The organism is Arthrobacter sp. SDTb3-6 (genome assembly GCF_013376095.1).
Lineage (GTDB): Bacteria > Actinomycetota > Actinomycetes > Actinomycetales > Micrococcaceae > Specibacter.
Genome location: NZ_JAAMFN010000014.1, coordinates 16215 through 31867 on the forward strand (window position 1 = coordinate 16215; position 15653 = coordinate 31867).

A 15653-nucleotide genomic window follows, 5' to 3' on the forward strand; every position below is an offset into this window, starting at 1 on the left:
ACGCCATGACCAACGCCTCCCAGGAATCCAACACCGCCATCACCTACGCCAGTGCGGGGGTGGACACCGAAGCCGGGGACCGCGCCGTCGAACTCATGAAGGAAGCCGTCAAGGCCACGCACGGCCCTTCCGTGGTGGGCGGGTTCGGCGGGTTTGCCGGGCTCTACGACGTCTCCAGGCTGCTCAGCTACAAGAAGCCCTTCCTGGCCACGTCCACGGACGGTGTGGGCACCAAGGTGGCCATCGCCCAGGCCATGGACATCCACGACACCATCGGCTTTGACCTGGTCGGCATGGTGGTGGACGACATCGTGGTGGTGGGCGCAGAACCCCTGTTCATGACCGACTACATTGCCACCGGTAAGGTGGTCCCGGAGCGGATCGCGGACATTGTCCGCGGCATCGCGTCCGCCTGCACCGTGGCCGGCACCGCCCTGGTGGGCGGGGAGACGGCCGAACACCCCGGCCTGCTGGCCCCCGACGAATACGACGTCGCGGGCGCCTGCACGGGCGTAGTCGAGGCGGACCTTCTGCTGGGGCCCGAGCGTGTGCGCGCCGGCGACGTCATCATCGGCATGGCCTCCTCCGGCCTGCACTCCAACGGCTACTCCCTGGTGCGCCGCGTCATCAACCACGCCGGCTGGGCCCTGGACCGCCAGGTCTCCGAGTTTGGCCGCACCCTGGGCGAGGAGCTGCTGGAACCGACGCGGGTGTACGCTGCGGACTGCCTGGACCTGGCCCGCTTGCTGCCCGTCACCGCGGAAAAGGCCGTGCACGGCTTCAGCCACGTCACCGGCGGCGGCCTGGCCGCCAACCTGGCCCGCGTGCTGCCACAGGGCCTTGTGGCCACGGTGGACCGCTCCACGTGGAGCCTGCCGGCCATCTTCAGCCTGGTTTCGCAGCTGGGCAATGTGCCGCTGGCCGACCTGGAGCGCACGCTGAACCTGGGCGTGGGCATGGTGGCCGTTGTCTCCGCCGACGCCGCCGACGCCGCCGTGGAGCGCCTGAACGCCCGCGGCCTGCCGTCCTGGGTCATGGGCACCGTGGCCGCTGAGGACTCCGACGCGGACCGCTCCGGTTCCGACTACACGCAGGGCGCCAAGGGCGTCGACGGCGGCGCCGTCCGCCTCGTGGGCGACTACGCGGCCTAGTTTCACTGGATTCACCGGCCGCCTCCGCACAAAGGACGGCGCTTGCGGAATGGACAGCGTCAAGGCGCCATCGTATTCCGCAAGCGCCGTCCTTCTTGGTTAGGGAGGATTGGGTGGGCCCACAAATGCGAGGGCCCCTGGCCGAGGTACGAGGTTAGGGAGCATTTGGGGAACAACAAAATCCCCGCACCAGGCATGGTGCAGGGTTTGTTGCGTTTGTCGGGCTAAGCGCCCCTAGCCGATACGGCGGGAGTCTGCCTCGTCGTCGTCCTCAAACTGATCCGCATATTTGTCTTCATATGCCGAGTAGTCAGGCTCTGCAGGAACCTCAATGTGACGGCTCGGGGCTCGCCGAGTAGTTCCACCGAGCTCTTTTTGCAGAGCTGAATAGTCAGTGTTCGGGGAGTAGTACTTGATGTCCCGAGCCTGCTTGGTTGCCTTCGCCTTTTGACGGCCGCGCCCCATGGCGTGACCCCCTTTTTACACTTGGACCGGAGGTGGTCGCTCGGGCTGAGAGCGAGGCTCCGGAATATTCGGTCAATTTGTCGTACTCCTAGATTACATGACATCCGCAGCGGCTGCTCCCGCCGCCGGATCGTTCTGCCCACGGGCGGTCCCTTATTTTTCCGTGACGGCCGGGAAATATTCGATAGAGTCGAATAAGACGGGGAATTATCCCCTGCAGGGGGACCATAATTTGTGCCCTGGGCGAAGCACATTTCCTTGTGTCCAGGCAAAGCAGTGCGCCGGCAGCCGGCGCACCAGGGAAGGCCAGTTCTTCATGAGCGAACACGACAAGGCAAACGGGACCCCTGCCGGGGAACCACCCGCGGAGGGCCGGTCGCCGGACGGCGGGTCCGCCGGGACCGCTGCGCCCGACGCGGCGCCGGTGCAGCCGGAGGTGCCCGGGGACGAGTTTGAGTTTTCCGAACCGCAACTGGGGGATGCCAAGATCAGCGCGGAGGCTGCCGACAGCGCCGACCTGGACCAGGTGGAGGCGGAGGCGGCCGCGGTTGAACGCGAGGCCGAACGCTCCACGCAGCTGGGAGCCGCCGAGGTCATCTCCTCCGTGCCTGCCGCCGACGTGGACTTTACCGTGCCCCCGCCCGAGCACCACTGGGACGCGGATGACGGGACTGCGCAGGCCCCGAAGGCAACACAGCAGGCCCCGAAGGCAACTGAAGCTCCGAAGGCGGCGGAGGCGGCACCGGAAGGGGGCCCGCACCGGGTGGGCAGCGGGGTCGACGACGGGTCCGGCTGGCGCCGCCCCGAGACCCGGTGGGAGCAGCCCACCACGCAGTGGCAGCAGTCGGCCACCCCGTGGCAGCCCAGGGCGAATGCGTGGCAGTCGCCGGGCCAGCAGGCCCAGGGCGACGCCGCACCGCCGCCGGACACGCCCCAGCCGGCCGTTCAGCCGAGCCAGCCGGACCAGCCGGCCGGAGCACCCCGCACGGCCCAGTCGCGCCCGCCTGCTCCCCTGCCCGAGCCGGGCAGGCAGCAGGGAAACGCAGGAAAGCTGTTGATCGTGCTCGCCATCGTTGTTGCGGGGCTCATCCTCGTCGGCCTGCTGATCTGGCTGGTGGTGGGCCTGGTCCAGGGCGGCACCCAGGCCGCGGCCCCGGCGTCCGGTGCCGCCAGTTCCCAGGCTGTCGCTCCGGCGGATGCCGGTGGCTCGGGCGGGATCATCGTTCCGCAGGCGCAGCCGGGGAACTGGCTCGACGGCGACTGCCTCCGCAGCTTCAACGCAACCCAAATCACGCCGACCGACGTCGTGCTGTGCAGTTCACCGCACTCCGCCCAGGTGGTTGCCTCCTCCGAGTACGGACAGGCCGCGTCCTTCCCCGGAGACGCCGCCGTCAGGGCCAAGGCCAGCCAGCTGTGCAAGGACGCCCCCATCACGGACGCGGCCAGGAAATACAGCGGGCTCCAGGTGTTCCAGTACTTCCCCACGGGCAATTCGTGGAGCACCGGCGACCGCCTGGTCCAGTGCATCGCCGTCGACCCTGCGGGCAACAACATCACGGCGAGCCTGGTCCAGTAGGCCGGGGCCGGCTACTTGCGGCGCACGGTCAGCCCCGATTCGCCGGCGGGAACGTCGCCGGTGGTCAGCTCGTCGAAGTCCGCGGCCGTGTCCACCAGCACCGTGTCGCCGTCCACGATCTCCCCGGCCAGCAGTTCGCGGGCCAGGCGGTCGCCGATCTGCCGCTGGACCAGCCGGCGCAGCGGCCGTGCCCCGTAGGCAGGGTCGTAGCCGGTCAGCGCCAGCCAGGCCTTGGCCGAGTCGGTCACTTCCAGCGTCAGGCGGCGCCCGGCCAGCCGTGAGGCCATCGACTGGACCTGCAGCTCCACAATCCGGGACAGCTCGTCCACGCTCAGGGCGTCAAACATGACAATTTCATCGAGCCGGTTCAGGAACTCGGGCTTGAATGACGCCTCCACAATGGACATCACGGCCTTGTGCTTCTCGTCGTCGTTCAGTGCCGGATCCACCAGGAACTGGGAGCCCAGGTTGGAGGTGAGCACCACGATGACGTTGCGGAAGTCGACGGTGCGGCCCTGCCCGTCGGTGAGTCGTCCGTCGTCGAACACTTGGAGCAGGATGTCGAAGACTTCGGGGTGGGCCTTTTCCACCTCGTCCAGCAGCACCACGGAGTAGGGGCGGCGCCGGACGGCTTCGGTCAACTGCCCGCCCTCGTCGTAGCCGACGTATCCGGGAGGGGCACCGACCAGCCGGGAGACGGAGTGCTTCTCCGAATATTCGCTCATGTCGATGCGGATCATGGCGCGTTCGTCGTCGAAGAGGAAGTCCGCTAGTGCCTTCGCCAGCTCGGTCTTGCCCACGCCGGTGGGCCCCAGGAAGAGGAAGGAACCGGTGGGACGGTCGGGGTCGCTGATGCCGGCCCGGGCGCGGCGGACGGCGTCCGAAACGGCCGTGACCGCCTTCGACTGGCCGATCAGCCGGGCCCCGAGCACCTGCTCCATGTTCAGCAGCTTCTGGCTTTCGCCCTGCAGCATGCGCCCGGCGGGGATGCCCGTCCAGGCGGAAATGACCTCGGCGATGTCGTCGGCCGTGACTTCCTCGGCCACCATCAGGTCTTTCTTCTCCGTCGCCTCCTCGGCCGCCGCGGCATCCAGCTCGTGCTGCAATGCCGGCAGTTCGCCGTAGAGAATCCGGGAGGCCAGCTCCAGGTCGCCGTCACGCTGGGCCTTCTCCGCCACGGAACGGCGCTCGTCCAGCTGTGCCTTCAGCTCGCCGACCCTGTTCAGGCCGGCCTTCTCCGCTTCCCAGCGTGCATTGAGCCCGGCAAGTTCTTCCTTTTTGTCCGCCATGTCGGCGCGCAGCGCCTCCAGCCGCTCCACGGAGGCTTCATCCGTCTCGCCGCTGAGGGCGAGCTCCTCCATGGTCAGGCGGTCGACGGCGCGGCGGAGCTGGTCGATCTCCTCCGGCGCCGAGTCGATCTCCATGCGCAGGCGGGACGCGGCCTCGTCCACCAGGTCGATCGCCTTGTCCGGCAGCTGCCGGCCGGAAATGTAGCGGTTGGACAGCGTGGCGGCGGCAACCAGCGCGGAGTCGGCGATGGCCACCTTGTGGTGGGCCTCATAGCGTTCCTTGAGGCCGCGCAGGATGCCGATCGTGTCATCGACGCTGGGCTCACCCACGAACACCTGCTGGAAGCGGCGCTCCAGGGCGGGGTCCTTTTCAATGTTCTCCCGGTATTCATCCAGCGTGGTGGCGCCGATCAGGCGCAATTCGCCGCGCGCCAGCATGGGCTTGAGCATGTTCCCGGCATCCATGGACCCTTCGGAGGCACCGGCCCCCACCACGGTGTGGATTTCGTCAATGAAGGTCACGATCTGCCCGTCGGAGGACTTGATTTCCTCCAGCACGGCCTTGAGGCGTTCCTCGAATTCACCGCGGTACTTCGCGCCGGCCACCATGGACGCCAGGTCCAGGCTGACCAGGGTTTTCCCGCGCAGGGACTCGGGCACGTCGCCGGCCACCATGCGCTGGGCCAGACCCTCGACGACGGCGGTCTTGCCCACGCCGGGCTCGCCGATGAGCACGGGGTTGTTCTTGGTGCGGCGGCTGAGCACCTGGATGACGCGGCGGATCTCGGAGTCGCGGCCGATCACCGGGTCCAGCTTGCCGGACCGGGCAATGGCGGTCATGTCGGTGCCAAACTGCTCCAGCGCCTTGAAGGTGTTTTCCGGATCGGGGCTGGTGACCTTGCCGTCGCCGCGGACGGTGGGCAGAGCGGCGTCGAGCGCCTGCCGGGTGGCACCCGCCTCACGGAGCGCCTTGCCCGTGGCGCCGGCGTCGTCCGCCAGGCCCAGCAGGAGGTGCTCGGTGGAGACATAGCTGTCCCCCATGCGCTCGGAAGCCTGCTGCGCCGCCTGCACCGCAAGCAGCGTGTTGCGGCCCAGCTGGGCCTGGGCCACGGAGGTGCCGGACGACGCCGGCAAGTTGTGGATGGCGGTGCTGGCGGCGACGCTGACCACGTCAGGGTCGACGCCGGCGCCCCTCAGGAGTGCCACGGCGACGCCCTGGCGCTGGTCCATGAGGGCCTTGAGCAAATGGGCCGGCTCCACGGTGGGATTTCCGGCGGTGGAGGCGTTCATGGCTGCTGCGGAAAGAGCCTCCTGGCTCTTAGTGGTGAATTTGGCGTCCAAGAGAGGTCCTTTCACAAGCGGTTTTGGTTCAATGCTGCCAAAGTTGAGTCTAGTACGCTCAACTTCATTTTTGTGCGTTTCCCCAAGTATTTCTTCCTAGGCGAAATTGACCCTTGACCTTGACGTTGCGTCAACCTTTAGAGTCTGTTCCATGGAAGTCAACGACTGGCCGATCCACGAGATAGCGGCTTTGGCCGGCGTCACCAGCCGGACGTTGCGGCACTACGATTCCGTGGGGCTGCTGGCACCGAGCAGGACCGCAGCCAACGGCTACCGGCACTATGACCGGGCCGCGCTGGTGCGGCTGCAGCGGATCCTGCTGCTGCGCGAACTCGGGCTGGGCCTGCCGGCGATTGCCGCCATCCTGGACCACCAGGAATCGGCCGCGGCCGCCCTGGCCACGCATGTCAGCTGGCTGCGGGCCGAGCAGGCAAGGCTGGCCGGGCAGATTGCGTCCGTGGAGAAGACCATTGCAGCATTGAACGAAGGAGGGGCCATCATGGCCGAGACCATGTTTGACGGCTTTGACCACACGCACTACAAGGACGAGGTGGAGCAGCGCTGGGGCAAGGATGCCTATGCCCGCAGCGACTCGTGGTGGCGGGGGTTGGACGCCGCCGGCCAGGCCGCCTGGAAGGGGCGGGTGGCTGCACTGAACCGCGACTGGATTGCGGCATTTGACTCCGGTGCACCGGCGGATTCGGCGGCGGCCCAGGAGCTGGCACGGCGCCACGTCGAGTGGCTGCGCGCCGTTCCGGGCACCCCGGCCTCCGAACCCGGCGCGGACGTGCGCGGCTACGTGGCCGGCTTGGGCGAAATGTACGTGGACGACCCGAGATTCGGCGCCAACAACGGCGGGGCGGCCGGCGCCGCATTCGTCCGCGATGCCCTGGCCCTCTACGCGGAGCACCACCTCTAGCCCCACCCATCAACGCTCGGTTGCAACCGGGGCGATTTCCCGCGACCCTCGGTTGCAACCGGGGCGTTTCCCCGAAGCCTTCGGTTGCAAGCTGCCGCGGCACCCAAAGGGCCTAAACTGATTCCATGATCTTGATCGATCCACCATGCCGGTGTGGCTAGACGGCACCAATCTCACTGGACGCACCACCATGGCTCGGACAGAACCAGCAGCCGAACGGTTCGCGATCCGTGCGCGCCGCATTTTTGATGGCGCGGCATTGTTGCCCGCCAGCCGGACGACGGTGGTGGTGGACAAGGGCCTCATCAGCGCCATCGAAACCAGCGGGACCCGGGTGGAAGGTCACATGCCGGTCCACGAGTTGGGCGATGCCACACTGCTGCCCGGCCTGATCGACGCCCACACCCACCTGGTCTTCGATGCCAGCGACACGGCAGCCGTCAACGTCCAATCCGCGGTGCACCGGGACCTCGCGGCCGCCATGCGCCTCAGGGCCCGGGCCATGATGGACCACGGCATAACGTCTGTCCGCGACCTTGGCGACCGGGACTACCTCTCCCTTATGCTGCGTGAGGAAACCGCCAAACAGCCGGCAGCCGGCCCTCGTATTGTTGCGGCAGGCCCTCCCATCACTTCCACTGGCGGGCATTGCTGGTTCCTGGGTTGCGAGGCCGACGACGCTGAAGCCGTCACTGCCGCTGTCGACGACCACGCACTTCGGGGCGTCGACGTCATCAAGGTCATGGCCACGGGCGGGCGAATGACTCCCACTACAGTCCCCCATGAGTCACAGTATTCATTGAAGGAACTCCGCGTCGCGGCGGACCGGGCACACTTTCACGGACTTCCGGCGGCGGCCCACGTCCATGGCCGGCGGGTTCGACACCTTGGAACATGTCAGCTTCATGACGGCCACCGGCATCGACCCGGACCCAGGCATCATCGACGCCATAGCCGCTTCGGGGGTGATCGTTTCCATCACCCTAGGCTTGCTGCCCGGCGTGCACGCCAGCCCCCTCATGGAGAGCCTGACGCCCCGAATACTTGCCCACGTGAAGGACATGGCGGACCGGGGCGTCAGGATCACGCTCGGGCCGGACAGCGGACTTAACCCGGCCAAACCCCACACTGTGCTGCCGTACGCCGTCGAGCAGTTTGCGGGGGCCGGCGTTGGGGCGGCAGCCGCGTTGGCTGCGGCCACCCAGACGGCGGCGGCGGCCTGCGGACTGTCCGGAGTGGTTGGTCGGATCGCCCCCGGCCGGGAAGCGGACCTGCTGGCCGTCACGGGCAATCCGCTGGCGAACATCGCCGACATTCACAATGTCGCGGCCGTCTACCGTGCCGGCGTTCGCGTGGTGTAGTGGCGCGCAAGGCCTAAGCTGGGGCCATGATCTTGATCGATCCGCCGTTTTGGCCGGCCCACGGGACCGAATTCTCCCACCTGGTCTCCGACACCTCCCTGGCCGAGCTCCACGAGTTCGCTGCCGCGGCAGGCATCACCGAGAGGGCCTTCGACCTGGACCACTACGACGTCCCTGAGCGCCTCTACCACGACCTCATCCGGGCCGGGGCAACGCCGGTCTCCGGCAAGGACCTGGTCCGGGCCCTTGCCGCATCGGGCCTGCGGGTCAAGGCCCGGCACCGCAGCAGGTCGGTCGCCACCGCCCTTCAATACCGCTGGGACGCCCTCCTGCCGGGGCAGCCGGGGCTGGGCGCCGAACTGTTCGGCCGCTGGAACGAACCCCACCGGCACTACCACTCCTCCACCCACCTCCTGGCCGTGCTGGAGGCCCTGGACCAGCTCACCGAAGGCGCCCCACAGCGCACGGTGGCGCTGGCGGCCTGGTTCCACGACGCCGTGTACAACGGGGTGGCCGGGCGGGACGAGGAGGACTCGGCGGTATTGGCACAAGCGAGCTTAAACGGGCTGCTTCCGGCAGCGGAGGTCCGGGAGGTGTCGCGCCTGGTCCGCCTGACCGCCTCACACTCCCCCGCCCTGGAGGACCACGCCGGCGCCCTCCTGTGCGACGCCGACCTCGCCGTCCTTGGCGGACTTCCGGAAGCATACGCCCGCTATGTTGCCGCCGTCCGGGCGGACTACGCCCACGTGCCCGACGCCGACTTCACGAAGGGGCGGGCCGCCGTCGTACGCCGGCTTATGGCGCTGGAACCGCTCTTCCACACGTCCAGGGGCCGGGAACTATGGGCCGAACGGGCACGGTCCAACCTCCGCCTGGAAATAGTGCAATTGAGTTAAGTAAACAGGCAGTAGGCTGGCTGGATGCCGGACGCCAACGAACTGCCCCATGCCGAATTTGCCTTCCCAGGCCCCTTGCGGGACCAGCTGGTCGCCGCCATTCTCGACGGTTCCAAGACTTCCACCACGGGCACGGTCCGTGAGTATGGGGCAGCGGGGGAAGCGCTGCCACGGGTCGGCGACCGGTCGGCCGTGGTCGATTCCGCCGGAAAACCGGTGGCCGTCATTGAAGTGACGGGTGTGCGGCTGGCGCGGCTGGCGGAGGTGGACCTGCAGCATGCCCTGGACGAAGGCGAGGGATACAGCACGGTGGCCGAGTGGCGCGCGGGCCATGAGGCGTTCTGGCACTCTGCGGACATGCGGCAGGCCCTCAACGAACCCGGATTCACCGTCACGGACACCACGCTGCTGGTGCTGCAGCGCTTCCGCGTCATCACCCGGCTGCCGTAGCGCCGCGCCGGCCCCCGCTCGCTAGTGTTGTGCCATGGCATCAAAACCCCTTCCCCGCCCGCCCCGGCTTGATCCCGTCCAGCTGAACAACCTGGTGGAGAATGCCGACGCCTTCTTTGGCCCGGGCAGCACCTACGACGGGAGGCACTTCAGCCGGCCCTCCTTCGACGGGGCCGACCTCAGCTCCACGGACTTCCTCGAGTGCGAGCTTGCCGCCCCCACGTTCGACGGCGCCGAACTGCGCGGCACCAGGTTCCGGGACACCATCCTCACGGACTGCTTCGCGCCGGTCCTGAAGGCATCGCGCACCAGCTGGCGCGACGTGGAGATCACCACGCCTCGCTGGGGATCGGCCGAACTTTACGACAGCACCTGGGCCAATGTGCGCATCGACGGCGGCAAGCTGGACTTCCTGAACCTGCGCGCCGCCAAGATCACCGACCTCCAAATCAGCGACTGCATCATCCGCGAACTGGACCTGGGCGGCGCCACCGCCACCCGCCTGGCCCTGAAAAACTGCCGCATCGGCACGCTGGACATCCAGCAGGCCACGCTGAAGGACGTGGACCTGCGCAGCACCGACTTCCGCACCCTGAACGGCATTGCATCCCTGGCCGGCGCCGTGATCGACGAGTACCAGCTCGGCCTGCTGGCCCCGATCCTGGCCGCGCACCTCGGGATCACCGTCGCCTGAACCGGGCCATGCCCCGCAACCCGGACTGCCAGCGGACTGCCAGCCGGACACCCCTTGCCCCACAGTCCCAACTGCAGGAACATTCTCATGAAACCACCCGCCCGGAACACATCCGTCCGGGGCAGCCACACCGAAGGCAGGAACACCGTGAAAACGATGAAATTGGGAAGCCAGGGCCTGGAAGTCTCCGTCGAAGGGCTGGGCGCCATGGGCATGAGCGCGTTTTACGGAGGCAGGGACGACGCCGAATCCTCGGCCACGCTGAACCGCGCCCTTGACCTTGGGGTCACCTTGATCGACACCGCCGAGCTTTACGGGCCGTTCCTCAACGAGCAGCTCATCGCCAAGTCCATCGGGGCCCGGCGGGCCGAGTTCACGCTCGCCACCAAGTTCGGCAGCGAAATCACCGACGACGGCGGCCGAGGGCCGGTGAACGGCAGCCCCGCCTACGCGCGCAAGGCCCTGGAGCGGTCCCTGCGAAACCTCCACACCGATGCGGTGGACCTGTACTACCTGCACCGGGTGGATCCCAACACGCCCATCGAGGAGACCGTGGGCGCCATGGCCGAGTTCGTCGAGGAAGGCAAGGTGCGCTTCCTGGGCCTGTCCGAGGCGGCCCCGGACACCATCCGCCGTGCCCACGCCGTCCACCCCATCACGGCCCTGCAGACCGAATATTCCATCTTTGAACGCGACCCGGAGGGCAACGGCGTGCTGGAGACGGTGCGCGAACTGGGCATCGGCTACGTGGCCTACTCGCCGCTGGGCCGGGGATTTTTGACCGGCAAGATCAGCACCCCGGACGACCTCCCCGCCGGCGACTGGCGCCGAGCCATGCCCCGCTTCACTCCGGAAAACCTCACGGCAAACCTGAAATTGGTGGACCGCATCAAGGCCCTCGCTGCGGACAAGGGCGTCACGGCAGGCCAGCTTGCCTTGGCCTGGGTGCTGGCCCAGGGCGTGTGCGCCATCCCCGGGACCAAGCGCCGCACGTACCTGGAGGAGAACGTCGCGGCCGCTGACATCGAACTTTCCGCAGCGGACCTGGCGGCCCTGGACGCCGCCGCACCGGCTGGGGGCACGGCCGGCACCCGCTACGACGAGGCAGGCCTGAAAACGTTGTACAAATAGCGGCGCCGGCCCCGGGCCGCCTAGAATCGGCATATGAGCCTACGTCCTACCTCCAGCGAATGCGTCCTGGCCCGCCGCGGCACGGGCGGCCACCGCCAGTACCGCATCCCGGCGCTGGCCGTCTCGACACGCGGCACGCTGCTGGCTGCCTACGACGGCCGTCCCAACCTCGACGACCTCCCCAACCCGATCGACCTGCTGCTGCGCCGCAGCACCGACAACGGCCGCACCTGGGGCCCGCAGCAGACGGTCCGCACCGGCACCGGCCTGGCCGGCTTCGGCGATCCGAGCCTGCTCGTGGACACCCACACCGGCCGCATCTTCCTCTTCCATGCCGCCGGGACGCACGCCGGCTTTTTCGAGGCCGCAGAGGGGCTGGAACCCGAGGATGCCATCCAGCATGCGGACTTGAGCTTCTCCGACGACGACGGCGCCACCTGGGAACACCGCCGCCTCACCGCCATGCTCAAACGCGAGGGCATCACCGGCCTGTTTGCCGCCGCCGGTGCCGGCATCCAGATCCACACCGGCTCCTTACGGGGCCGCCTGGTGCAGCAGTTCGTGGTGCTCCACCACGGCGACATCAAGGCCGCGAGCGCCTACTCCGATGACCACGGGGACACGTGGACGCTGGGGGATTTCGTCCCCACCACCGGCGCCTCACGCGCCAATGAAAACAAGGTGGCCTGCCTTGCCGACGGCTCGCTGCTGCTGCATTCGCGCGCCACCCCGCACCGGCTCACGGCCACCTCCACCGACGGCGGGCACAGCTACACGCCCGCCCGGCCGCACCCAGAGCTGCCGGACCCCGGCGACAACGGCTCGCTGGCCCGCTTCGACGGCCTGCCCAACGTCCCCGCCCTCGCCACGCCCGCAACGGACCACTGGCTCATCGCCACCCACAACCACGATTCCCGGCTCCGCCGCAACACCGTCCTGACGCTCTCGCAGGACAACGGTGCCAGCTGGCCGCGCGCCGTCGTGCTCTGCCCGGGCAGCTCGGAATACTCCACGGCCGCCCGGCTCCCGGACGGCCGGATCGGCGTGCTTTATGAACGCCAGGGCTACCAGGAAATCGTGTTCACCACCGTTGACCCGAAGGAGCTGACGGCCTCCCCGGCCGCCGCGCTGACGCACGACGGCGGCACCTCCTTCGCCGGCCGGCTCGCCTTGGACGTGGTGCTGCGTTCGGTCACGCCCGCACGGCCGGAGGTGTGGCGCAACCTGGGCGAAAGCCACGCGCTGGACCAGGGCGACGGCAGCTGGGACCCCTCCGCCTGGAAGGAGGTGGGGCAGGGCTACACGGAGCAGGCACCGCAGGTCCTCTCCAACCGTGAATCACAGGACCTCAATTACGGCCCCGCCATCCCCGGCTACAAGGCAGGGGACGTCCTGGCGTTCAGCGGCAGGGTGGAAAACCGCGGCACGGTGCCAGCCGGCGTCGAGGTCCGGATCAACGGCAGCCACGTGGCGGCGGACGCACTGGAACCAGGTGCCGCCCTGGGGTTCACGGCGAACCACACGGTGACGGAGGCGGAGCTCGCCGGCGGGCAGGCAGCGGTGGCGTTCACGCTTGAATCCGGCACCGAAACGGCTGCCAAGTCGTTCACGTTCAATGCGACCACCGGGGACGTCACCGAAACCCCTCCCCCGCACCTCAACTAGGTCGCACTTATGACCGGTTTTGCCCCGAAAAATGGTGCAAAACCGGTAACTACTGCGACCTGGATGGTGGGGGGCCGGGGTGGTGCAGGTCCTTGAGCGACCGCGCGATGCTGTGCCGGGCCTCGGCCGCCGCCTGGGCCGCCTTGAGGGTCTCCGCCGTGACGTTGAACCCGGAAACACGCGCCTGCAGCTGGACCAGCTGTGCGGTGAGCATCTCCTCCTGCGCGGCCAGGGCGTCGCGCTGTGAGAGCAGGTCGCCGTGCTGTTCGGCCATGATGGCCATCCGGCTGCGGGCAGTCTGCGCGGCCCCGGGGTCGGCACCGGCGGCCTGCGGCGCCAGGGCATCCATGGCCTTTTTCAGGTCTGCGGCCTGCAGGTCCAGGCGCTGCCGGCTGACGGACACATCCGCCACGCCCCGGCGCATCCGGGCCAGGGCGGCCAGCTGCTTAAGCTGCGCGTCACCCACGGTGAGCTGGCCGTCGCCGGAGGGGACGGCGTCGTGCTTCCCGGCAGGCGGCGTGCGCCGAAACACGGAGCCAAGGCGCCCAAAAACAGCCATCACCGGTCAGGATTCGCCGAGGTCCGTGTAGGTGGCGGACCATTTCTTGAGCATGATGGCTTCAATTTCCAGGGTGCGGGTGAGGTCCTTGAAGTCGACGTCGGTCATAGGCGCGGCCGCTGCGGCGAGGGCGCTGCGGATGCCGGTGGACGTCTGGACCACCTGCTCCACGTGGCCGCCGAGCGTCTTGGCGTAGGCGGCCTGCACGGCCGGGTCCGGCTCGCTTTGCGCCACGAGCAGCTGGTTCTCAAGCACGGTGCCTGCCTGCCGGAGCGTGCCGAAGATGGAATTGAGGTTGCCCGTGTACTGGCGTGCGCCCTGGGCCACCGCCAGGCTGCGCTGCGTGGCCTCGAGCGATTCCTGGAGCCGGATCCGCTGCTTCATGACGTCGCCCAGGGGTCCGCCTGTGGCCTGCGCCCGCACCTTCAGGGCGTTGCGCCTGGCCTGCTCGTACCGGGGGCGGGACCGGTTCACCAGGCCCAGCACGCCGCGGGAAATGAGCACCGCCAGCGTGATGCCCACCCCGAGGACGACGGCGATCACCACCAGGGCGATGATCAGGACGGCAGTGCCAAAATCCATGGTTTTTGTGTTCCTTACCTGTGCAGCGGGCCCACCTTCGGTGCCAATCAGCGTAGCACCGGAGGCTGGGCCAAAGATCAGGGGCCGGCTCAGGGTGGTCCCTGATGCGGCCGCGGACGGAACAGGGAAGAATGAAACGGTGAAGACCATCCTCAACGTCATCTGGCTGGTGTTCGGCGGCCTGTGGCTGGCCCTCGGCTACTTTTGTGCCGGCCTCATCTGCTGCGCCCTCATCATCACCATCCCGTGGGGGATCGCCTCCTTCCGGATCGCCGGCTACGCCCTGTGGCCGTTCGGGCGGACGGTCGTGGACAAGCCCGGCGGCACCGGCCTGGCCAGCACCCTGGGCAATGTCATCTGGATCCTGCTGGCGGGCATCTGGATCGCCATCGGCCACGTCACCACCGCCGTTGCCATGGCGCTGACCATCATCGGGATTCCGCTGGCCATTGCCAACCTCAAGCTGATCCCCGTCTCGCTCATGCCGCTGGGCAAGCAAATTGTGCCCACCGGCAGCGCCACTCGTCTAGGCTGGGGCGCATGAACACGATCCTGCTCGGAGACAACCTCCACGTGAGCCCCCTGGGCTTCGGCGGCATGGCCCTCACCCCCGTGTACGGCGAGGTGGACCCCGCAGAGGCCCTGCGGACCCTGCACCATGCCGTGGACGCCGGCGTGTCCTTCATCGACACCGCGAACATCTACGGGGCGGGCTCGAATGAGGAGCTGATCGCCCAACTGCTCAAGACCCGGCGCGGCGAGGTCCAGCTGGCCACCAAGTTCTCCCTGGTGGGCAGCCCGGCGGCGGGGTACTCCGACATCCGGGGCGACGCCGCCCATGTCCGGCAGTCCATCGACGAATCCCTGCGCCGCCTCGGCACGGACACCATTGACCTTTACTACATGCACCGCCGGGACGTCCGGGTGCCCATCGAGGAAACCGTGGGCGCCATGGCTGAACTCGTCACGGCCGGCAAGGTCCGCCACCTGGGACTGTCCGAGGTCACCGCCCCCGAACTCCGTGCCGCCCACGCGGTCCACCCCATTGCGGCCGTGCAAAGCGAATGGTCCATCTGGAGCCGCGACGTCGAAGCGCAGGTGGTCCCGGCCGCCGCCGAGCTGGGTGTGGGAATGGTTCCCTACTCTCCCCTGGGCCGCGGATTCCTCACCGGCACCGTCCATGCGCAGGACCTGGGTCCCGGCGACTTCCGGCACAAAATCCCCCGCTTCGCCGTCGACGCCATGGACGCCAACCAGTCCGTGGTCGACGCCGTCCGCCAGGTCGCGGAACAGCTCGCCGCGGCGTCGGGCCGGGCAGTGACGCCGGCCCAGGTGGCCCTGGCCTGGCTGTACGCCCAGGGACGGAGCCTCAATGTCACAGTTGTGCCAATTCCCGGCACGCGGCGGGCGGCCCGCATCGACGAGAACCTCGGCGCCCTGGCCCTTGAGCTGGCCCCGGCACAGCTGGAGGTCCTGGGCCGGGCCGCGGCACGGGTCGTGGGCTTCCGTGCCAGGGACCGCTCCTGGGTGTCCGTGGGGCGGGAACAGCAGGACGGGGACGCGTAAGCTTGGCC

General features: G+C 68.3%; 15 protein-coding genes and 1 pseudogene. 12 read left to right on the plus strand and 4 right to left on the minus strand.

All coding sequences use genetic code 11. The features are described from left to right. Window positions 1–5 precede the first annotated feature (5 nt). Window positions 6–1151, plus strand: coding sequence for a phosphoribosylformylglycinamidine cyclo-ligase (gene purM, locus G6035_RS08665; RefSeq protein ID WP_176616687.1), 1146 nt, complete (start codon window positions 6–8; stop codon window positions 1149–1151). Window positions 1152–1385: 234 nt separating this feature from the next. Here purM and G6035_RS08670 read toward each other — a convergent pair whose 3' ends face one another. Continuing rightward, window positions 1386–1616, minus strand: a complete 231-nt coding sequence (locus G6035_RS08670) for a DUF3073 domain-containing protein (protein ID WP_176616688.1) — start codon at window positions 1614–1616, stop codon at window positions 1386–1388. Window positions 1617–1932: 316 nt separating this feature from the next. Between G6035_RS08670 and G6035_RS08675 the strand changes: the two genes are divergently transcribed. Further along, window positions 1933–3192: a septum formation family protein gene (locus tag G6035_RS08675; RefSeq protein ID WP_176616689.1), complete on the plus strand. Its 1260-nt coding sequence runs from the start codon at window positions 1933–1935 to the stop codon at window positions 3190–3192. 11 nt (window positions 3193–3203) lie between these two features. Here G6035_RS08675 and clpB read toward each other — a convergent pair whose 3' ends face one another. Continuing rightward, window positions 3204–5822 (minus strand): ATP-dependent chaperone ClpB, encoded by a 2619-nt coding sequence (gene clpB / locus G6035_RS08680; protein ID WP_176616690.1) that lies wholly within the window; start codon window positions 5820–5822, stop codon window positions 3204–3206. Between the two features lie 151 nt (window positions 5823–5973). Here clpB and G6035_RS08685 point away from each other — a divergent pair, with 151 nt between their 5' ends. The 8 genes and pseudogenes from G6035_RS08685 to G6035_RS08720 all read left to right on the plus strand — a co-directional run bounded on the left by G6035_RS08685 (window position 5974) and on the right by G6035_RS08720 (window position 12938). After that, window positions 5974–6741 carry a MerR family transcriptional regulator gene (locus tag G6035_RS08685; RefSeq protein ID WP_176616691.1) on the plus strand — a complete coding sequence of 256 codons (768 nt, stop codon included), beginning with the start codon at window positions 5974–5976 and terminating at the stop codon, window positions 6739–6741. Window positions 6742–7087: 346 nt separating this feature from the next. Beyond that, window positions 7088–7552 (plus strand): annotated as a pseudogene (locus G6035_RS20570) (amidohydrolase family protein); the annotation flags it as partial. Between the two features lie 55 nt (window positions 7553–7607). Beyond that, window positions 7608–8102: an amidohydrolase family protein gene (locus G6035_RS08695; protein ID WP_256127853.1), complete on the plus strand. Its 495-nt coding sequence runs from the start codon at window positions 7608–7610 to the stop codon at window positions 8100–8102. Window positions 8103–8128: 26 nt separating this feature from the next. Continuing rightward, a complete protein-coding gene (locus G6035_RS08700; protein WP_176616693.1) occupies window positions 8129–8998 on the plus strand; it encodes a DUF4031 domain-containing protein in 870 nt (289 codons plus the stop codon). A gap of 24 nt (window positions 8999–9022) precedes the next feature. Then, window positions 9023–9448 (plus strand): ASCH domain-containing protein, encoded by a 426-nt coding sequence (locus G6035_RS08705; RefSeq protein WP_176616694.1) that lies wholly within the window; start codon window positions 9023–9025, stop codon window positions 9446–9448. A gap of 34 nt (window positions 9449–9482) precedes the next feature. Then, complete coding sequence (locus tag G6035_RS08710) at window positions 9483–10142, plus strand: pentapeptide repeat-containing protein (protein ID WP_176616695.1); 660 nt, start codon at window positions 9483–9485, stop codon at window positions 10140–10142. 147 nt (window positions 10143–10289) lie between these two features. Continuing rightward, the gene (locus tag G6035_RS08715; protein ID WP_176616696.1) at window positions 10290–11273 is read left to right on the plus strand and encodes an aldo/keto reductase; all 984 of its coding nucleotides are present in this window, start codon (window positions 10290–10292) and stop codon (window positions 11271–11273) included. A 33-nt stretch (window positions 11274–11306) separates the two neighbouring features. Then, window positions 11307–12938 (plus strand): exo-alpha-sialidase, encoded by a 1632-nt coding sequence (locus tag G6035_RS08720; RefSeq protein ID WP_176616697.1) that lies wholly within the window; start codon window positions 11307–11309, stop codon window positions 12936–12938. Window positions 12939–12987: 49 nt separating this feature from the next. Here the strand turns inward: G6035_RS08720 and G6035_RS08725 are convergent, their stop codons facing one another. Then, window positions 12988–13497, minus strand: coding sequence for a PspA/IM30 family protein (locus tag G6035_RS08725; RefSeq protein WP_176616698.1), 510 nt, complete (start codon window positions 13495–13497; stop codon window positions 12988–12990). Between the two features lie 6 nt (window positions 13498–13503). Next, window positions 13504–14079, minus strand: coding sequence for a hypothetical protein (locus G6035_RS08730; protein WP_176616699.1), 576 nt, complete (start codon window positions 14077–14079; stop codon window positions 13504–13506). A 139-nt stretch (window positions 14080–14218) separates the two neighbouring features. On the opposite strand from G6035_RS08730, the gene G6035_RS08735 reads away from it, so the two are divergent. Then, window positions 14219–14623 (plus strand): YccF domain-containing protein, encoded by a 405-nt coding sequence (locus tag G6035_RS08735; RefSeq protein ID WP_176616700.1) that lies wholly within the window; start codon window positions 14219–14221, stop codon window positions 14621–14623. After that, on the plus strand, window positions 14620–15645 hold the full coding sequence (locus G6035_RS08740; RefSeq protein ID WP_176616701.1) for an aldo/keto reductase: 1026 nt from the start codon (window positions 14620–14622) through the stop codon (window positions 15643–15645). The genes G6035_RS08735 and G6035_RS08740 overlap by 4 nt, the downstream gene beginning before the upstream one ends. The last annotated feature ends 8 nt before the right edge of the window (window positions 15646–15653 follow it).

Excerpts from the sequence above, each read along its gene's own strand:
- G6035_RS08675 (WP_176616689.1), top strand. The coding sequence starts at position 1,933 with ATGAGCGAACACGACAAGGCAAACGGGACCCCTGCCGGGGAACCACCC.
- G6035_RS08740 (WP_176616701.1), top strand. The coding sequence starts at position 14,620 with ATGAACACGATCCTGCTCGGAGACAACCTCCACGTGAGCCCCCTGGGC.
- G6035_RS08695 (WP_256127853.1), top strand. The coding sequence starts at position 7,608 with ATGGCCGGCGGGTTCGACACCTTGGAACATGTCAGCTTCATGACGGCC.
- G6035_RS08720 (WP_176616697.1), top strand. The coding sequence starts at position 11,307 with ATGAGCCTACGTCCTACCTCCAGCGAATGCGTCCTGGCCCGCCGCGGC.
- G6035_RS08710 (WP_176616695.1), top strand. The coding sequence starts at position 9,483 with ATGGCATCAAAACCCCTTCCCCGCCCGCCCCGGCTTGATCCCGTCCAG.
- G6035_RS08670 (WP_176616688.1), bottom strand. The coding sequence starts at position 1,616 with ATGGGGCGCGGCCGTCAAAAGGCGAAGGCAACCAAGCAGGCTCGGGAC.
- G6035_RS08685 (WP_176616691.1), top strand. The coding sequence starts at position 5,974 with ATGGAAGTCAACGACTGGCCGATCCACGAGATAGCGGCTTTGGCCGGC.
- G6035_RS08725 (WP_176616698.1), bottom strand. The coding sequence starts at position 13,497 with ATGGCTGTTTTTGGGCGCCTTGGCTCCGTGTTTCGGCGCACGCCGCCT.
- G6035_RS08730 (WP_176616699.1), bottom strand. The coding sequence starts at position 14,079 with ATGGATTTTGGCACTGCCGTCCTGATCATCGCCCTGGTGGTGATCGCC.
- G6035_RS08705 (WP_176616694.1), top strand. The coding sequence starts at position 9,023 with ATGCCGGACGCCAACGAACTGCCCCATGCCGAATTTGCCTTCCCAGGC.
- G6035_RS08700 (WP_176616693.1), top strand. The coding sequence starts at position 8,129 with ATGATCTTGATCGATCCGCCGTTTTGGCCGGCCCACGGGACCGAATTC.
- purM (WP_176616687.1), top strand. The coding sequence starts at position 6 with ATGACCAACGCCTCCCAGGAATCCAACACCGCCATCACCTACGCCAGT.